The sequence below is a fragment of the Burkholderia sp. MSMB1459WGS genome, assembly GCF_001534535.1.
Classification (GTDB): domain Bacteria; phylum Pseudomonadota; class Gammaproteobacteria; order Burkholderiales; family Burkholderiaceae; genus Burkholderia.
In genome coordinates, this window is the sequence record NZ_LPMU01000012.1 from 119,637 (window position 1) to 136,217 (window position 16,581).

Sequence of the window (16,581 nt, forward strand, 5' to 3'; positions counted from 1 at the left end):
CGCCACGGCAGATTCGCCCGATCGTGCCGACCGTGACGGGCAAGGTCGTCGCGCTCGAACACGACCTGTGTCGGCGCCGATGCACGCCGCGGCCGAAACTGATCGCGTCGCAGCCCACCTAGACCATTTCGCCGTGAAACCCGCCAAGTGGATGCAGCCGCGCGGACGCGGTCGCCATCCGCGCGGCATCGATGCGCGCGCGCCTGCCGTCAGACGCTGCCTTCGGTCTCGATCACGAGGATGCGCGCGGCGCCGAGCGGATGCGCGACGTGCTCGGTGCCGGCCGTCGCGTGGAAGACGTCGCCCGTTTCGAGCACCGTCGCGTGCTCGACGCCTGCGTCGCGATAGCGCATCTCGACGCGGCCATCGAGCACCGCGAACACCTCCTCGCCGTCGTTCACATGCCAGCGATAGGGCTGGTCGGTCCAGTGCAGCCGCACCGTGATGCCGTTCAGATTCGCGATGTCGAGGGCGCCCCACGCGCGGTCCGCCGTGAATGCGGCGCTCCGGATGATGTTCATCGATGTGTTCTCCTGCACGCGTGTGCGCCGCTTTCCGGTGATTTTTCCGACATCCGCATTCAGCGCGACGTGGCGCGCAGCGCCTGCTCGACGATCTGCTTGCGCTTCGCGAAGCCGGCCGCCGAACGCTCGGTGACGCGCTCCACGACCGCGGCCGGCGCGGTGTCGGGCGAGCCGGCGTCGAACGGCGGCGCGGGCGCGTATTCGAGCTGCAACTGGATCGCCTGCGCTTCTTCGTCGCCGACCAGCTCCGCGGCGATCGTCAGCGCGAAATCGATGCCGGCTGTCACGCCGCCGCCCGTGACCAGGTTGCCGTCGCGCACGACGCGCTCGCGCACGGGGATCGCACCCAGCGGTTCGAGCAGCGCGTGGAACCGCCAGTGCGTCGTCGCGCGCCGCCCGCGCAGCAGCCCGGCCGCGCCGAGCAGCAGCGAACCCGTGCAGACCGACGTCACGTAGCGCGCGGTGGCCGCGCGCCGTTGCACGAACGCGATCGTTTCGGCATCGAGCAGCAGTTCGTTGATGCCGATCCCGCCGGGGATGCAGATCACGTCGAGCGGCGGGCAGTCGTCGAACGTACAGGTCGGCGCGAGCGCGAGGCCGCTGCTCGACGCGACCGCGTCGCGCGACTTCCACACCAGATGGACGGCCGCGTCCGGCAGCGACGCGAGCACGTCGTGCGGGCCGGTGAGGTCGAGTTGCTGGACGCCGGGAAAGACGAGAAGGCCGATATGCAGGGTCATGCGAAGGCTCCGGGAGGGACGGGAACGTGTGCCGTTCGGCACGGGATGGACAGATCGATTCTAGGCGCGTAGTGTTTGGCGAAATTGCCATATCACCCACGTTTTCAGCCAATCGTCATGCCTGCCGCCACCCCGCGTTCGATCCTGATCCTCGCGTTTCCCCGTGCACAACTGCTCGACGTGACGGGGCCGCTGCAGGTGTTCGCGTCGGTCAACGAGCTCGCGCTGGAGCGTGGGCAGCCGGCGCCGTATGCGCCGCGCGTGGTGGCAGTCGAAGCGGGGCCCGTCGAGACGTCGTCGGGCCTCGTCGTGATGGCCGAGTCGCTGCGCGCGGCCGCGAGCCATCCGGATACGCTGATCGTCGCCGGCGGCAAGGGCGTGCATGCGGCGTCGAAGGATACGCGGGTGGTGCGGTGGGTGCGGCAGCAGGCCGGACGCGCGCGGCGCGTGGCCTCGGTCTGCACCGGCGCGTTCCTGCTCGCCGAGGCCGGCCTGCTCGACGGGCGGCGCGCGGTCACGCATTGGGCGCGCTGCGACGAATTCGCGGCGCGCTACCCGAACGTGCGCGTCGAGCCGGACCCGATCTTCATCCGCGAAGGCGCGCTGTGGACGTCGGCCGGCGTGACGGCCGGCATCGATCTCGCGCTCGCGCTGGTCGAGGAGGATCTCGGGCGGGCGACCGCGCTCGACGTCGCGCGCGAACTCGTCGTGTTCCTGAAGCGTCCGGGCGGGCAGGCGCAGTTCAGCACGATGCTGTCGATGCAGCGCACCGCCGATCGGTTCGGCGAGCTGCACGCATGGATGGCCGAGCACCTGACGGCCGACCTGTCGGTGCCCGCGCTCGCCGAACGCGTGAGCATGAGCGAGCGCAGCTTCGTGCGCCACTATCGCGCGGAGACCGGCCGCACGCCTGCGCGCGCGGTCGAGCAGATCCGCGTCGAAGCCGCGCAACGCCTGCTCGGCGAAACGGCGTGGCCCGTCAAGCGGATTGCCGGGCGTTGCGGCTTCGGTTCCGAGGAGACGCTGCGGCGCAGTTTCGTGCGGGTGCTGGGCGTGTCGCCGCAGGCGTATCGCGAGCGGTTCGTGCGGTAACGTACTGCGGATGACCGAGGCCGGCGCGGTGGCGCCCGGAACTGAACGGAAACCGGTCTGTTTCCAATCCGAAGCGTCGAAACTATTCAGGATGCGAGAACAATGGGCGGGGGCTTGTGCCGCGCCCGCCGCGCGCTCTATTCTGTTCCGTTGGCGATTCGAAGGGGGAAGCAGCATGGACCGCATCCAGGCAATGGAAGTTTTTACCCGCGTGGTCGACGCGAACAGCTTCACGCGGGCGGCCGACACGCTTGCGATGCCGCGTGCGTCGGTGACGACCATCATCCAGAATCTCGAGGCGCTGCTCGGCGTGCGCCTGATGCACCGGACGACGCGCCGGCTGTCGCTGACGCCGGAGGGCGCCGCGTACTACGAGCATTGCATGAAGATCATCGCGGAGATCGCCGAGGCCGACGCGAGTTTCCAGGCCGGCAACCGCAAGCCGAGCGGCATGCTGCGCGTCCACATGCCCAGTTCGCTCGGGCGCCGCATCGTGCTGCCGTCGCTGTCGATCTTCCGGCAGCGCTATCCGGACATCACGCTCGAACTGGGCCTGTCCGATCGCTACGTCGATCCGGTCGAGGAAGGCATCGACTGCATGATCCGGGTCGGGCCGCTCGAGGATTCGTCGATGGTCGCGCGGCGCATCGGGATGCTGAAGCGTGTGACGTGCGCGTCGCCCGATTACCTCGCCCGTCACGGCGAGCCGAACGAGATCGCCGATCTCGTCGACCATCATGCGGTGAATTTTCGTTCGAGCCACGGCGCGCGGGCGATTCCGTGGGTGTTCATGATCGACGGCAAACCATTCGAGGTGCGGATGAACAGCAGCGTCACGGTCAACGATTCGGATGCCTACGTGACATGCGGGCTCGAAGGCTTCGGGATGATCCAGCCGACGCTGTTCATGGTGCTGCAGAACCTGCTCGACGGCTCGCTGGTGGAGGTGCTGCCGGACTGCAATCCGAAGCCGAAACCGATCTCGATCGTGTATCCGCACAACCGGCATCTGTCGCAGAAGGTGCGCGTGTTCGCCGACTGGATCGCGGAGGTGTTCGAGTCGACGCCGGCGCTGGAGGGTGGGGAGAATTGGCGGGGGCGGGTGGGGGCGCAGGCGGCGCGGGGGCCGCGCAGTTCGGTGGCGGCGTAGTGGGTGTAAATGGGCGACGCCTTTCCGAGCAGGCGAGGCGGCTTGCGAAAAGGGGCGCGCGCGAGGGAGCGCCGGGCGTGAGGCGCACAGGTAGTACACGCCGGGGCGGGCGCCGGTAAGGCGGAGGGATTTGTGCATGGTCCGGATCGGGGGACGCCGACCGGGACGGAAATCGGGCTAGCCTCGCAGGAAACGAAATCGGACAGCGCGAACGCTGTCCGACCGACTTACACCGTGTAGTTACACACCCGGCGCGAAGAACCCGTCGACTGCGCCGACAACCCCACCCACGGCTCCGCCTGCCAGATAGCCCAAAACAGCGGCCGTCAGCGAGGTTGCCGGGGCGCCGAGGCCGGCGGTTCCATACTCGCCGGCAATCCAGCCGCCCAGCGTGGCGGTGGTCAGCGCGCCCGATTGCGCACCGTTGACCAGCCCCAGGACGGCGCCGACGAGGCCCGCACCCGATACGGCATTCACTTCCTGCATGTTGAGTTCTTGCATGATTAGTATTCCTTTATTGTCGCATGCTTACCAGATGCCCCTTCTGGCAGGGTTATCGGCCCGGACCGTCGCGGTCGCCGGCCAATCTCGCGTGTCGCAGCGCGTTGCGCAATCGAGTGCTATCGCGCTGAGCAATATAAAGAATCCGGATCGCCGGTTGTGACACGAATCGATTCTATATACGGAAAGTTACTGTCGATTGGCGTTATAGAATTTTATATATCTTTCTTTTTTGAATTAAAGTTATAAATTGCTGAATGAGTTGACTGGATTGGTGGGTATGTCGAAAACTTTCAAAATCCGAGCCGCTTGATGGGCGGTTGCTGCAATATGAAACTGGTTTGCGGCATGGAATTCAATGATTTCAAGCATGCTGTCCATGCCGTCTGGCTGGGGGTGGGTTGTGAAAAGATACGGATCTTATGTATCGCGAGTGATTGAATGGGTTATCTATAAAAAGAATTTGGAGTCGGTTGTGAAATCGGTTTCGCATATTGGTCTGGGAATTTTTACTCATTGGATGGCTGGCATTTCAGGTAAATAATGCTCGTTTAAATATTTCAACTTCTCGTTGGCTAACGATTCCCAGTCGGAAAGCTCGATTGCCTTATGACGATAGATAATCTTTTCCGTCCGGAGGCGCGGGCAGCGCAACGCACATCGATGCTCGGCGAAATCGTGCTGGTGCGTCCTGTGTCGTTCACGTTCCTGGCGGCCGCGGCTGTCTGCATGGCGCTTGGCGTCATGCTGCTGTTTGCGTTCGGCAGTTATACGCGCCGAACGACGGTCGACGGCGTGATCGTGCCCGACGCGGGTCTCGTCAAGGTGTATGCACAGCAGCCGGGTATCGTGCTGCGCAAGGCCGTGCTCGAAGGGCAGCACGTGACGCGCGGGATGGTGCTGTATACGGTTTCCACCGACCTGCAGAGTGCCTTCGGAGGCCGGACCCAGGCCGCGCTGATTGACCAGGCGCGGCGGCGCAAGTCGTCGCTGCTGCAGGAGATCGACAAGACGCGGCTGTTGCAGCAGGACGAGCGCGACACGCTGCGGGCCAAGCTCGCGAGCCTGCGTGCCGAACTTTCGCGCATCGACGATCAGCTCGCCGAGCAACGCTCACGCGCATCCATTGCCGCGGACGGCGTCGCGCGCTATCGACGCCTGCTCACGCAGGACTACATCTCGACCGACCAGTTCCAGCAGCGCGAAGCCGATCTGCTCGATCAGCGATCGAAGCTGCTGGGCCTGCAGCGCGACCGAGCGAATGTGTCGCAGGCGCTCGATGAGACCGCAAACGAGCTCAATGGCCTGCCACTCAAGCAGCAGAACCGGCTGTCGCAGATCGATCGCAGCGTGATCGACGTCGAGCAGGCGTTGATCGAGAGCGAGGCGAAGCGCGAAATCGTCGTCACCGCACCGGAGACCGGCGTGGCGACGGCCGTGATCGCCGAGCCGGGGCAGATGATCGACGCCGCGCATCCGGTCGCGAGCATCGTGCCGGACGGGGCGCACTGGCAGGCGAATCTTTTCGTGCCCAGCGCGGCGGTCGGTTTCGCGCACGTCGGCGATGCCGTGCTGGTGCGCTATCAGGCTTATCCGTACCAGAAGTTCGGCCAGTATCGCGCACGCGTGACGTCGATCGCGCGCACAGCGCTGTCGACGGCCGAACTGTCGACGAGCGGCGCGCCCGCGGCCCGCGAAGGCTCGTTCTACCGTATCACCGCCGCGCTGGCATCCGAGCACGTGACGGCCTACGGAAAGCCGCAGCCGTTGCAGGCCGGCATGGCGCTGAAGGCCGACATCCTGCAGGAGCGCCGCCGCCTGTACGAATGGGTGCTCGAACCGCTGTACAGCCTCACCGGAAAATTCTGAACGTATCGATCATGTCCTTCCTCGACCGTCTCTCGTTCGGCGTTGGCGGCAAGCTGCCGATGATCCTGCAGACCGAAGCGACCGAATGCGGGCTCGCCTGTCTCGCAATGATCGCCGGTTACCACGGCCATCACGTGGACCTTGCGACGCTGCGCGGCCGCTTTCCGGTGTCACTCAAAGGCACCGGCCTCGCCCGTGTCATCGAGATTGCACATCGGCTCGATTTCGGCACGCGCGCACTCAAGCTCGACCTCGACCAGCTGGGCCAGTTGCGGATGCCTTGCATCCTGCACTGGAATTTCAATCACTTCGTCGTGTTGATGGAGGTGAGCGGCAGGGGCGCGGTGATTCACGATCCAGCACAGGGTATCCGTAAGGTACCGCTCGACGTGCTGTCGCGCGCGTTCACCGGCGTCGCGCTGGAGCTGTGGCCGACGAGCGGTTTCGAGACGCGCGACGCGGCACCCGCGGTCAAGCTGCGCGCGCTGCTTGGCCCCGTGTCCGGGCTGTCTCGCTCGCTCGGCCAGGTGCTGGTGCTCGCGCTCGCGCTCGAAGTGTTCGCGCTGGTGCAGCCCTTCTTCCTGCAGTGGGTGATCGACGAGGTGATCGTCGGCGCCGACCGCGATCTCCTTACCGTCCTCGCACTCGGTTTCGGCCTGTTGCTGCTGATGCAGCAGGCGACGAGCGCGATTCGTGCGTGGGCGCTGATGTATTTCGGCACGATGCTGAACGTGCAGTGGCGCGCGAACGTGTTTACGCATCTGCTGAGCCTGCCCGTGCGCTACTTCGAACGGCGGCACCTCGGCGACGTCGTGTCGCGCTTCGGCTCGATCGACACGATCCAGCAGACGCTGACCACGTCGTTTCTCACCGCGGTGATCGACGGCCTGATGACGATCGTCACGCTCGCGATGATGTTCGTGTACAGCCGCGTGCTCGGCTGTGTCGCACTCGCGGCGATGATCCTGTACGCGCTGCTGCGCTGGCTCTGGTACCGGCCGCTGCGCCGCGCGACCGAGGAGCAGATCGTGCGAGCCGCGAAGCAGCAGAGCCACTTCCTCGAGACCGTGCGCGGCGTGAAGACGATCAAGCTGTTCGGCCGGCAGCACGAGCGCCGTGCGAGCTGGCTGTCGCTGTTGGTCGAGCAGGTCAATGCGGGGTTGCACGCGCAGAAGCTGCAGTTGCTCTACCAGCAGCTCAACGGGCTGCTGTTCGGCATCGAGGGGCTGCTGATCATCTGGCTCGGCGCCAGGATGGTAATGGAAGGTCAGTTCACGGTTGGCGTACTGATGGCGTTCAACGCATACAAAGGGCAGTTCGATGGCCGCGTCGGCAGCCTGATCGACAAGTACTTCGAGGTCAAGATGCTGCAACTGCAGGGCGAGCGACTCGCCGACATCGTGTTCGCGAAGCCGGAACCCGATGCGAGCATGCGCCATGTGCCGGGCGAAGCGGACGATCTCGCGGCGAGCATCGAGTTCGACGCGATCGCCTTTCGCTATGCGGACGACGAGCCGACGGTGCTCGACGGCGTTTCGTTCGCGATCGCACCCGGCGAATCGGTCGCGGTCGCCGGGCCGTCCGGCTGCGGCAAGACGACGCTCGTCAACGTGTTGCTCGGCGTGCTGCAGCCGACCGCAGGCTGCGTGCGGATCGGCGGCGTCGACGTCGGCCTGCTCGGGCTCGAGCGGCTGCGCGCGCTAGTCGGTACCGTTCTGCAGGACGACGTGCTGTTCGCGGGATCGATCGCCGAGAACATCGGCTTCTTCGATCCGGATGCCGACCCGCAGTGGATCGTCGAGTGCGCTCGGCTCGCGGCCGTGCATGCGGACATAGTCGCGATGCCGATGGGCTACAACACGCTGGTCGGCGACATGGGCACCGTGCTGTCCGGCGGCCAGAAGCAGCGCGTGCTACTCGCGCGTGCGCTCTACAAACGGCCAAAGATCCTCGTGCTCGACGAGGCGACGAGCCATCTCGACCTGCACCGCGAACAGCAGGTCAACGCGGCTATCGGCGCGCTGCAGATGACGCGCGTGATCATCGCGCACCGACCGGAGACGATCGCGTCCGCCGGGCGCGTCGTCATGCTGAACGGCGGACGGATCGTGCTCGACCGGCCGACGGTGCCGCTCGCGTCGAACCCGTCCCCGACCGCCGCGGAGGAGGCCGGCCGATGAAACGCCTGCTTTTGCTGGCCGCGATTGCGTGGGCAGCCGTCGCCGACGCGCAGATGCTCGATGTGTTTCGCACACGCGAGAACGTATCGGCCGGGCCCGCGACGCCGCTGCTGGTTGACGCGTCGTGCAGCCCGATACCGGACGACCGTCCACTCGAGCTCGACGATGCGATCCTGCAGGCGATCTGTACGCATCCGCAGGCACGTCAGGCATGGGCGAACGCGCGTGCGCAGGCGGCCGCCGTCGGCATCGCCGAAGCGGCGTACCTGCCGACGCTGAACGGGACGGCCGGTGTCCAGCGCGATACGCTGTCGACGACCTACGACTACAGCGCGCTCGGTCTCGGTTCGCAGAGCCAGTCGCAGAAATCGACCAGCAAGTACGGCACGCTCAACCTGAGCTGGGTATTGCTCGATTTCGGCAAGCGAGGCGCTGCGCTGCGGCGGGCGCGCGCATTGCTCGCGGCGGCCAACGACGCGCAAAGCGACGCATTGCAGACGGTATTTTTCAATGCCGCACAAGCGTACTACGCGGTGCAGAGCGCGCGAGCATCCGTCGATGCGGCGAAGCAGGCGGAACGCATCGCGAGCGACAGCCTTGCGGCGGCCACGGCGAAACACGACGGCGGCGCCGGCACGCTGAGCGACCAGTTGCAGGCGCAGACACTGTATCGCCGAGCGGTGCTCGATCGTGTCGGCGCCGAAGGTGATGCACAGGTGGCGGCAGGCGCGCTCGCAGTCGCGATGGGACGCAATGCGAACACGCCGTTTCGGATCGCCGCGACGAAGTCCATTCAGAAGGTGGCGGACGTCGAAGACGTCGATCGCCTGATCGCGGAAGCAATGGATCGCAATCCGAAGCTTCTGGAAGCTCGCGCGCGACTGGACTCGGCGCGCGCGAACGTCGACGCCGCCCGCGCGCAGGGCCGGCCGACGGTGTCGCTGACCGGCAGTCTGACGCAAAACAATCCGTCGTACCAACAGCAACCCGAATCGTTTCCGATTTCGCGTAGCCACGGCAGCTCGATCGGCATCCAGGTGACGATTCCGTTGTTCGAGGGCTTTGCGTCCGGCTATCGTGTCGCTCGGGCCGAGGCTCAGGCCGACGGGCAGGAGGCGGAGCTGCGCAATGCCGAGCTGCAGGTGTCGCTCGACGTGTGGAAGAGCTATCAGGAATTGCGAGCCGATACCACGAATCTGACCACGTCCGGTGCGCTGCTGGACGACGCGCAGCGCTCGCTCGACGTGGCGAGCGGGCGTTACAAGGAAGGCGTCGGCAGCTTCACCGAGTTGCTGAATGCGCAGACGGCGCTTGTCGATGCGCGCAAGCAGCGTGTGCTTGCCGTGGCGAAATGGCGAACGGCGCGCCTCAGGCTCGCGGCCGGCCTGGGAAAGTTGGGGATGTCGACCGAGCAATAGGACAAATCCTGTTCCAGCTAGAGTCAGGCGAGGCAGGCCTTATACGATCCGCGAGGCGCAATGCATTCCGGAGCGGGCGATCGAGGGGCAGCGGAGCGCGTGGTCGTCGGGGTGATCGATGGGTTGGCAGGCACGGCTATAAGACCAGGCAGAAGAAATCGAAGACCTATGCCGCCACCTCCGCCAAGGTCGTTACGGGCGCCGTTGCGGTCGGTCCAGAGCGAACGGCATCGCAAGATTGGGCGTGCGAAGCGAGAGCTGCCGCGTTGTGGGCGCTAGAAAAAGGAACCGTTGTTGCGAACTTCGATAGGCCGGCTGCAGCAGGCCAGTCAGATTCCGGATAACCCGTGTGCGGAGCCGCGAGGTTAGGATTGGCGATGCTGGTGTTGCCGTCGCATGCTGTTTGCGGAGCGCGGGTGGGTTTTGCGGAGCAAAGAAAAAGGGCCCAGCTTGCGCTGGGCCCTTTCTGCATTTGGTGGCGAATCAGGGATTCGAACCCCGGACCTGCGGATTATGATTCCGTCGCTCTAACCGACTGAGCTAATTCGCCGAAGACTTGAATTATGTCGATCGGCCGGCCGGCTGTCAATACCTTTTTCCGTCTTTCCCGAAAAAAGTTGCCGGCCACCCGTGCCGGCCTTCATCGCGGGCGGGAGGCGTCCACCGGAAGGAGCCCCTCCGCCGGCCGTCTCCCGCTTCGCGCCCGACATCAATCCTGCGCGTAGATGTCCGAGTCCTTCGTCTCCTTGACGAACAACAGGCCGATCACGAAGGTAGCCAGCGCGATCACGATCGGATACCAGAGTCCCGAATAGATGTTGCCCTTCGCCGCGACGATCGCGAACGCGGTCGCGGGCAGGAAGCCGCCGAACCAGCCGTTGCCGATGTGATAGGGCAGCGACATCGACGTGTAGCGGATCCGCGTCGGGAACATCTCGACCAGCATCGCGGCGATCGGGCCGTAGACCATCGTCACGTAGATCACGAGGATCGTCAGGATCACGATCGTCATCGGCCAGTTCAGTTGCGCCGGGTCGGCCTTCGCCGGGTAGCCGGCCCCCTTCAGCGTCGCCGCGAGCGTCTTGTCGAACGCCGCGCCCTGCGCCTTCGCGTCGGCCGCCTTGCCGTCGTAGGTCTGGATCACCGTGTCGCCGACCTTGATCTCGGCCGGCGTTCCGGCCGGCGCCGCGACGTTCTCGTAGTTCAGGCCGGCCTTCGCGAGCGCGCTCTTCGCGATGTCGCACGAGCTGGTGAACTTCGACGTGCCGACCGGGTTGAACTGGAACGAACAGGTGGCCGGATCGGCGACGACCGTGATCGGCGCCTTCTGCGTCGCGAGTTCGAGCTGCGGATTCGCGTAGTGCGTGAGCGCCTTGAACAGCGGGAAGTAGGTCAGCGCCGCGATCAGGCAGCCCGCGAGGATGATCGGCTTGCGGCCGATCTTGTCCGACAGCGAACCGAAGAACAGGAAGAACGGCGTGCCGATCAGGAGCGCGATCGCGATCAGGATGTTCGCGCTGGCGCCGTCGACCTTCAGCGTCTGCGTGAGGAAGAACAGCGCGTAGAACTGGCCCGTGTACCACACGACGGCCTGGCCGGCCGTCAGGCCGACGAGCGCGAGGATCACGATCTTCAGGTTCTTCCACTGGCCGAACGCTTCGGTCAGCGGCGCCTTCGACGTCTTGCCTTCCGCCTTGATGCGCAGGAACACCGGCGATTCGTTCAGTTGCAGCCGAATCCACACCGACACCGCGAGCAGCAGGATCGACGCGACGAACGGCACGCGCCAGCCCCAGTTGCCGAACGCCTCCTCGCCGACGAACGTGCGCACGCCGAGGATCACGAGCAGCGACAGGAACAGGCCGAGCGTGGCCGTCGTCTGGATCCATGCGGTGTAGAAGCCGCGCCGGTTGGCCGGCGCGTGCTCGGCGACGTAGGTCGCCGCGCCGCCGTACTCGCCGCCGAGCGCGAGGCCCTGCAGCAGCCGCATCGCGATGAAGATCACGGGGGCGGCGATGCCGATCGACGCGTAGCCGGGCAGGAAGCCGACCACGAACGTCGAGACGCCCATGATCACGATCGTCACGAGGAACGTGTGCTTGCGGCCGACGAGGTCGCCGAGCCGGCCGAACACGATCGCGCCGAACGGTCGCACCGCGAAGCCGGCGGCGAAGCCGAGCAGCGTGAAGATGAACGCGGCGGTCGGATTGACGCCGGAGAAGAAGCTCTTGCTGATGTAGGCCGCGAGCGAGCCGGCCAGGTAAAAGTCGTACCACTCGAACACGGTGCCGAGCGACGACGCGAAGATCACCTTCTTCTCTTCGCCCGTCATCGGCGAGTGCGAAATTTGCCCGCCTAACGTTGCCATGAATCGTCTCCAAGTCCCTTGATATAGATGTGCGGCCGCCTTGGGAGGAGCGGGCCTGTCGACGATTATTGGCACGGAAACTTACGGCGCACTGACTCGCGCGTACAAAACGACTGCGCGTTAACCCGTGTCGAATCGGCCGCTTCGCGGGCCGATCGTGGTGCGAACGGCCGGTAAATCGCCGGTTTCGACGTGTTTGCGCCGAGCCGCGGCGGCGCGCGTCAGGGTTAATCCGGGGCGGGGGCGGCGAGCGGCAGGCTGATGCGCACGAGCGTGCCGGCGAGGCGCGGCGCGTGCTGGTAGACGTGATCGTCGAGCGTCAGCGTGCCGCCGTGCTGCGTGGCGATCTCGCGCACGATCGCGAGCCCGAGGCCGCTGCCGTCGCCTTCGCGGCCGAGGATCCGGTAGAAGCGCTCGACGACGCGCTCGCGCTCGCCGGCCGGGATGCCGGGGCCGGTATCTTCGACTTCGAGATGCACGAGCCGCGCGGCGGGCTCGGCCCGCACGCGCACGGTGATGCGGCCGCCTTCCGGCGTATAGCGGATCGCGTTGTCGACCAGGTTGCCGAGCATCTCGCGCAGCATCACCGGGTTGCCGTCGACATCGAGCGGCGCGTCGTCGTCCGGGCCTTCGTACCCGAGATCCATGCGTTTCGCGAGCGCGGCCTGTACCCAGTCGCGCACCGTGCGCCGCGCGAGCGCGGCGATCTCGACCGGCTCGAACGTGAGCCCGCTCGCGCGGTTCTCGGCACGCGCGAGCGCCAGCAGTTGCGTGACGAGCCGCGCGGCCTGCTCGGAGCTCGTCGCGATCTGCTCGAGCGAGCGCTGCACGTCGGGCGGCACCGGGTGGCGTAGCGCGAACTCGGCCTGCGTGCGCAGGCCCGCGAGCGGCGTCTTCATCTGGTGCGCGGCGTCGGCGATGAAGCGTTTCTGCAGCGCCATGTTCTGTTCGAGGCGCGCGAGCAGGTCGTTGAACGACGTGACGAGCGGTTCGATCTCGGGCGGCGCGCGCTGCGCCTCGACGGGCGACAGGTCGTCGGGCCGCCGCGCGCGAATGTGCGCCTGCAGCGCGTTGAGCGGCGCGAGCCCGCGCGACAGCCCGAACCAGACGAGCAGGATCGCGAGCGGCAGGATCACGAATTGCGGCAGGATCACGCCCTTGATGATGTCGTTTGCGAGCGCGTTGCGCTTGTCGAGCGTCTCGCCGACCTGCACGAGCACGGGCTGCGCACCGCTCGCCTGCGGCAGCGCGACCGTCGTATACGCGACGCGCACGTCGTTACCGCGCAGCAGGTCGTCGCGGAACACGACGACGCCCGGCGGCGGGCGGTCCTCGTCGCGCGGCAGCGGCATGTCGGCCTCGCCCGCGACCAGCTCGCCGCGCGTGCCGAGCACCTGGAAGTAGACGCTGTCGATGTTGTCCGCGCGCAGGAAGTCGCGCGTTTGCTCCGGCAGCGTCAGCTCGGCGACGCCGTTGACCGGATGGATCTGCCGCGCAAGCACGTACGCGTTGGTCTCGAGCGCGCGGTCGAACGGGCTGTTCGCGATCGTCTTCGCGACGAGATAGGTGACGGCGATGCTCATCGGCCACAGCAGCAGCAGCGGCGCGAGCATCCAGTCGAGGATTTCGCCGAACAGCGAGCGCGGGCGCGGCGTTTCGGGCGATTCGGTTTCGTCGGGCGGCGCGAACGGGTTCTCGTAGCGCGCGTCGCGCGCCTCGTCGGCAGCCGACGACGGCGAGCCGGTCGGGTGGCGGGAATGGGCCGGCGTGGCCATCGCGGCGCCGCGCGGTGTCAGCGCAGCGGCGTGCCGGCCGCCGCGGGCTGGGGCGCCGCCGTGTCGGCCGGCGTCGCGGGCGCGACCTTCTCGAGGCAATAGCCGAGGCCGCGCACGGTCGAGATCCGCACGCCGCTCGGTTCGATCTTCTTGCGCAGCCGGTGCACGTAGACTTCGATCGCGTTGTTGCTGACTTCCTCGCCCCATTCGCACAGGTGATCGACGAGCTGTTCCTTCGACACGAGGCGGCCGATCCGCTGCAGCAGCACCTCGAGCAGGCCGAGTTCGCGCGCGGAGAGATCGAGCACGTGATCGTTCGCGTACGCGATGCGGCCGACCTGGTCGAACGCGAGCGAGCCATGGCGCACGACGGTCGGGCCGCCGCCGGCGCCGCGCCGGGTCAGCGCGCGCACGCGAGCCTCGAGCTCGTTGAGCGCGAACGGCTTGGCCATGTAGTCGTCGGCGCCGAGGTCGAGCCCCTTCACGCGTTCGTCGACGCTGTCGGCGGCGGTCAGGATCAGCACGGGCAGATTGGAATTGCGCGCGCGCAGGCGCTTGAGCACGTCGAGCCCGGACATTTTCGGCAGCCCGAGATCGAGGATCAGCAGGTCGAAAGTCTGCATCGACAGTGCGGTGTCGGCGTCGACGCCGCTCTTCACGTGATCGACGGCATAGCCCGATTGGCGGAGTGACCGGGTGAGGCCGTCCGCGAGTATGCTGTCGTCTTCGGCGATGAGGATTCGCATGTTGCTGACCGATGGCCGGCGGGCGTGCATGCCGGCGCGGCTGTCTCCGAAATTATCCGTGTACAACGCAGCCTGCATTGCGGGCTTGCATAAAACACTGTTTTTTTATACAGTGTCTGCATTCGTGGGCAGCGCTTGAAGCGGGCGCGCCTCTGACAGACGCTGCTCATCATAGCAAAGGACGATTCATGGAAGATAGCAAGAAGGGCTCCGGGATGACCGCCGAGAAGAGCAAGGCGCTGGCGGCCGCACTCGCACAGATCGAGAAGCAGTTCGGCAAAGGGTCGATCATGCGGATGGGCGACGGCGAAGCGGCCGAGGACATCCAGGTCGTCTCCACGGGCTCGCTGGGTCTCGATATCGCGCTCGGCGTCGGCGGCCTGCCGCGCGGCCGGGTGGTCGAGATTTACGGTCCGGAATCGTCCGGTAAAACCACGCTCACGCTGCAGGTCATCGCCGAGCTGCAGAAGCTGGGCGGCACGGCCGCCTTCATCGACGCCGAGCACGCGCTCGATGTCCAGTACGCGTCCAAGCTCGGCGTCAATGTGCCGGAACTGCTGATCTCGCAGCCGGATACCGGCGAGCAGGCGCTGGAAATCACCGACGCGCTGGTGCGCTCGGGTTCGATCGACATGATCGTCATCGACTCGGTCGCGGCGCTCGTGCCGAAGGCCGAAATCGAAGGCGAGATGGGCGATTCGCTGCCGGGTCTGCAGGCGCGCCTGATGTCGCAGGCGCTGCGCAAGCTCACCGGCACGATCAAGCGCACGAACTGCCTCGTGATCTTCATCAACCAGATCCGGATGAAGATCGGCGTGATGTTCGGCAACCCCGAAACCACGACGGGCGGCAACGCGCTCAAGTTTTATGCGTCGGTGCGCCTCGACATCCGCCGGATCGGCTCGATCAAGAAGAACGACGAGGTAATCGGCAACGAAACCCGCGTGAAGGTCGTCAAGAACAAGGTGTCGCCGCCGTTCCGCGAGGCGATCTTCGACATCCTGTATGGCGAGGGCATTTCACGTCAGGGCGAGATCATCGATCTCGGCGTGCAGGCGAAGATCGTCGACAAGGCCGGCGCCTGGTACAGCTACAACGGCGAGAAGATCGGCCAGGGCAAGGACAACGCGCGTGAATTCCTGCGCGAAAATCCGGAAATCGCGCGCGAGATCGAGAACCGCATCCGCGAATCGCTCGGTGTCGTCAGCATGCCCGATGGCGTAGGCAACGAAGCCGAGGCGTTGGACGAAGAAGAGTAATGGTTGCGCGCCGAGGTCAGACTGGCGAGCCGGAGGAGCGCGACACGCCCGAAAGGGCGGGACGCTCCGGCCGGCGAACCAGATCCTCGGGCGCCGACCGGCGCGACGCAGGCGGCAACGCCGCGAACCGCACCGCGACGAGGGCATCCGACGATGCCCTCGTTTCGTTTGAGATTGCCGTACCGGACGATCCGTTCGACGACGACGAGTCGTTCGATGCACACGATCGCTCGCGCCGTCGCGTGTCCGGTGTCCGTTTCCCGGGCGATCGCACAGCCGATTCGCCCGCGGCAGAAGATGTCTATACGCGCAGCAGCCAGCATCCGCGCCGTACACGCCGTGCAGCCGGTGCGTCGTCGGGCGCTGCTTCAAGCGACGCGCCGGGCGCCGGCGAGCGCAAGTCGTCGAAGCCGCCGCGCTCGTTGAAGGGGCGCGCGCTCGGCTATCTGTCGAGGCGCGAATACAGCCGCGCGGAGCTCGCGCGCAAGCTCGCCCCCTACGTCGGCGAGGACGAAGCCGTCGAGCCGGTGCTCGATGCGCTGGAAAAGGAAGGCTGGCTGTCCGACGCGCGCTTCGCCGAGAGCCTCGTACATCGTCGCGCGTCGCGCGTCGGCGTCGCGCGCATCGTCAGCGAGCTGAAGCGACATGCGGTCGGCGACGGTCTCGTCGAAGAGGTGCATGCCCAATTGCGCGAGACCGAATTGACGCGCGCGCAGGCCGTCTGGCGCAAGAAATTCGGTGCACTGCCGCAAACGCCCGCGGAGCGCGCGAAGCAGGCGCGTTTCCTTGCCGCGCGCGGCTTCTCGAGTGCGACCATCGTGAAGTTGCTGAAAGTCGGCGACGATTTCCCGATCGACGACTGACGCGCCCGGTCGCGCGCGTGGCGCGCGATTTTGCTGCATTGCAACCGCTTCCGGCAGGCGGGAATACCCGCCGTCGCGACAAACTGTCTCAAATAC

General features: G+C 66.2%; 13 protein-coding genes, 1 tRNA gene and 1 pseudogene. 8 read left to right on the forward strand and 7 right to left on the reverse strand.

Annotated features, from left to right (window positions below):
- Positions 1-29: 29 nt before the first annotated feature.
- Positions 30-122: pseudogene (locus tag WT97_RS35090) on the forward strand (PAAR domain-containing protein); the annotation flags it as partial.
- An 87-nt stretch (positions 123-209) separates the two neighbouring features.
- Here the strand turns inward: WT97_RS35090 and WT97_RS05540 are convergent.
- Together WT97_RS05540 and WT97_RS05545 are read right to left on the reverse strand one after the other, a co-directional pair.
- Positions 210-521 (reverse strand): cupin domain-containing protein, encoded by a 312-nt coding sequence (locus WT97_RS05540; protein ID WP_060030403.1) that lies wholly within the window; start codon positions 519-521, stop codon positions 210-212.
- A 59-nt stretch (positions 522-580) separates the two neighbouring features.
- Positions 581-1,264: a DJ-1/PfpI family protein gene (locus tag WT97_RS05545; protein WP_060030384.1), complete on the reverse strand. Its 684-nt coding sequence runs from the start codon at positions 1,262-1,264 to the stop codon at positions 581-583.
- Positions 1,265-1,381: 117 nt separating this feature from the next.
- Between WT97_RS05545 and WT97_RS05550 the strand changes: the two genes are divergently transcribed.
- Both WT97_RS05550 and WT97_RS05555 read left to right on the forward strand, forming a co-directional pair.
- Positions 1,382-2,356 (forward strand): GlxA family transcriptional regulator, encoded by a 975-nt coding sequence (locus WT97_RS05550; protein ID WP_060353104.1) that lies wholly within the window; start codon positions 1,382-1,384, stop codon positions 2,354-2,356.
- Positions 2,357-2,531: 175 nt separating this feature from the next.
- The gene (locus tag WT97_RS05555) at positions 2,532-3,506 is read left to right on the forward strand and encodes a LysR family transcriptional regulator (RefSeq protein WP_060353105.1); all 975 of its coding nucleotides are present in this window, start codon (positions 2,532-2,534) and stop codon (positions 3,504-3,506) included.
- Between the two features lie 240 nt (positions 3,507-3,746).
- Here WT97_RS05555 and WT97_RS05560 read toward each other — a convergent pair whose 3' ends face one another.
- Entirely contained in the window at positions 3,747-4,007 is a 261-nt protein-coding gene (locus WT97_RS05560; RefSeq protein WP_059794042.1) for a hypothetical protein, read from the reverse strand.
- 609 nt (positions 4,008-4,616) lie between these two features.
- Between WT97_RS05560 and WT97_RS05565 the strand changes: the two genes are divergently transcribed.
- Genes WT97_RS05565 through WT97_RS05575 form a run of 3 tightly spaced genes read left to right on the forward strand, consistent with a single transcriptional unit; the run spans position 4,617 to position 9,474 of the window.
- Positions 4,617-5,876 carry an HlyD family secretion protein gene (locus tag WT97_RS05565; RefSeq protein ID WP_060353106.1) on the forward strand — a complete coding sequence of 420 codons (1,260 nt, stop codon included), beginning with the start codon at positions 4,617-4,619 and terminating at the stop codon, positions 5,874-5,876.
- An 11-nt stretch (positions 5,877-5,887) separates the two neighbouring features.
- Complete coding sequence (locus WT97_RS05570) at positions 5,888-8,056, forward strand: peptidase domain-containing ABC transporter (protein ID WP_060353107.1); 2,169 nt, start codon at positions 5,888-5,890, stop codon at positions 8,054-8,056.
- Positions 8,053-9,474, forward strand: coding sequence for a TolC family protein (locus WT97_RS05575; RefSeq protein ID WP_060353108.1), 1,422 nt, complete (start codon positions 8,053-8,055; stop codon positions 9,472-9,474). The genes WT97_RS05570 and WT97_RS05575 overlap by 4 nt, the downstream gene beginning before the upstream one ends.
- 473 nt (positions 9,475-9,947) lie before the next feature.
- On the opposite strand, the gene WT97_RS05580 is transcribed toward WT97_RS05575, so the two are convergent.
- The 4 genes from WT97_RS05580 to WT97_RS05595 all read right to left on the reverse strand — a co-directional run bounded on the left by WT97_RS05580 (position 9,948) and on the right by WT97_RS05595 (position 14,363).
- Positions 9,948-10,024, reverse strand: a tRNA-Met gene (locus tag WT97_RS05580).
- 159 nt (positions 10,025-10,183) lie between these two features.
- On the reverse strand, positions 10,184-11,842 hold the full coding sequence (locus tag WT97_RS05585; RefSeq protein ID WP_034208301.1) for an MFS transporter: 1,659 nt from the start codon (positions 11,840-11,842) through the stop codon (positions 10,184-10,186).
- A 227-nt stretch (positions 11,843-12,069) separates the two neighbouring features.
- Positions 12,070-13,617 (reverse strand): sensor histidine kinase, encoded by a 1,548-nt coding sequence (locus WT97_RS05590; protein ID WP_059504550.1) that lies wholly within the window; start codon positions 13,615-13,617, stop codon positions 12,070-12,072.
- A 17-nt stretch (positions 13,618-13,634) separates the two neighbouring features.
- Positions 13,635-14,363 (reverse strand): response regulator transcription factor, encoded by a 729-nt coding sequence (locus WT97_RS05595; RefSeq protein ID WP_006497347.1) that lies wholly within the window; start codon positions 14,361-14,363, stop codon positions 13,635-13,637.
- 188 nt (positions 14,364-14,551) lie between these two features.
- On the opposite strand from WT97_RS05595, the gene recA reads away from it, so the two are divergent.
- Both recA and recX read left to right on the forward strand, forming a co-directional pair.
- Positions 14,552-15,622, forward strand: coding sequence for a recombinase RecA (gene recA / locus WT97_RS05600; protein ID WP_059504553.1), 1,071 nt, complete (start codon positions 14,552-14,554; stop codon positions 15,620-15,622).
- Entirely contained in the window at positions 15,622-16,485 is an 864-nt protein-coding gene (recX, locus tag WT97_RS05605) for a recombination regulator RecX (RefSeq protein WP_060353109.1), read from the forward strand. The genes recA and recX overlap by 1 nt, the downstream gene beginning before the upstream one ends.
- Positions 16,486-16,581: the final 96 nt, after the last annotated feature.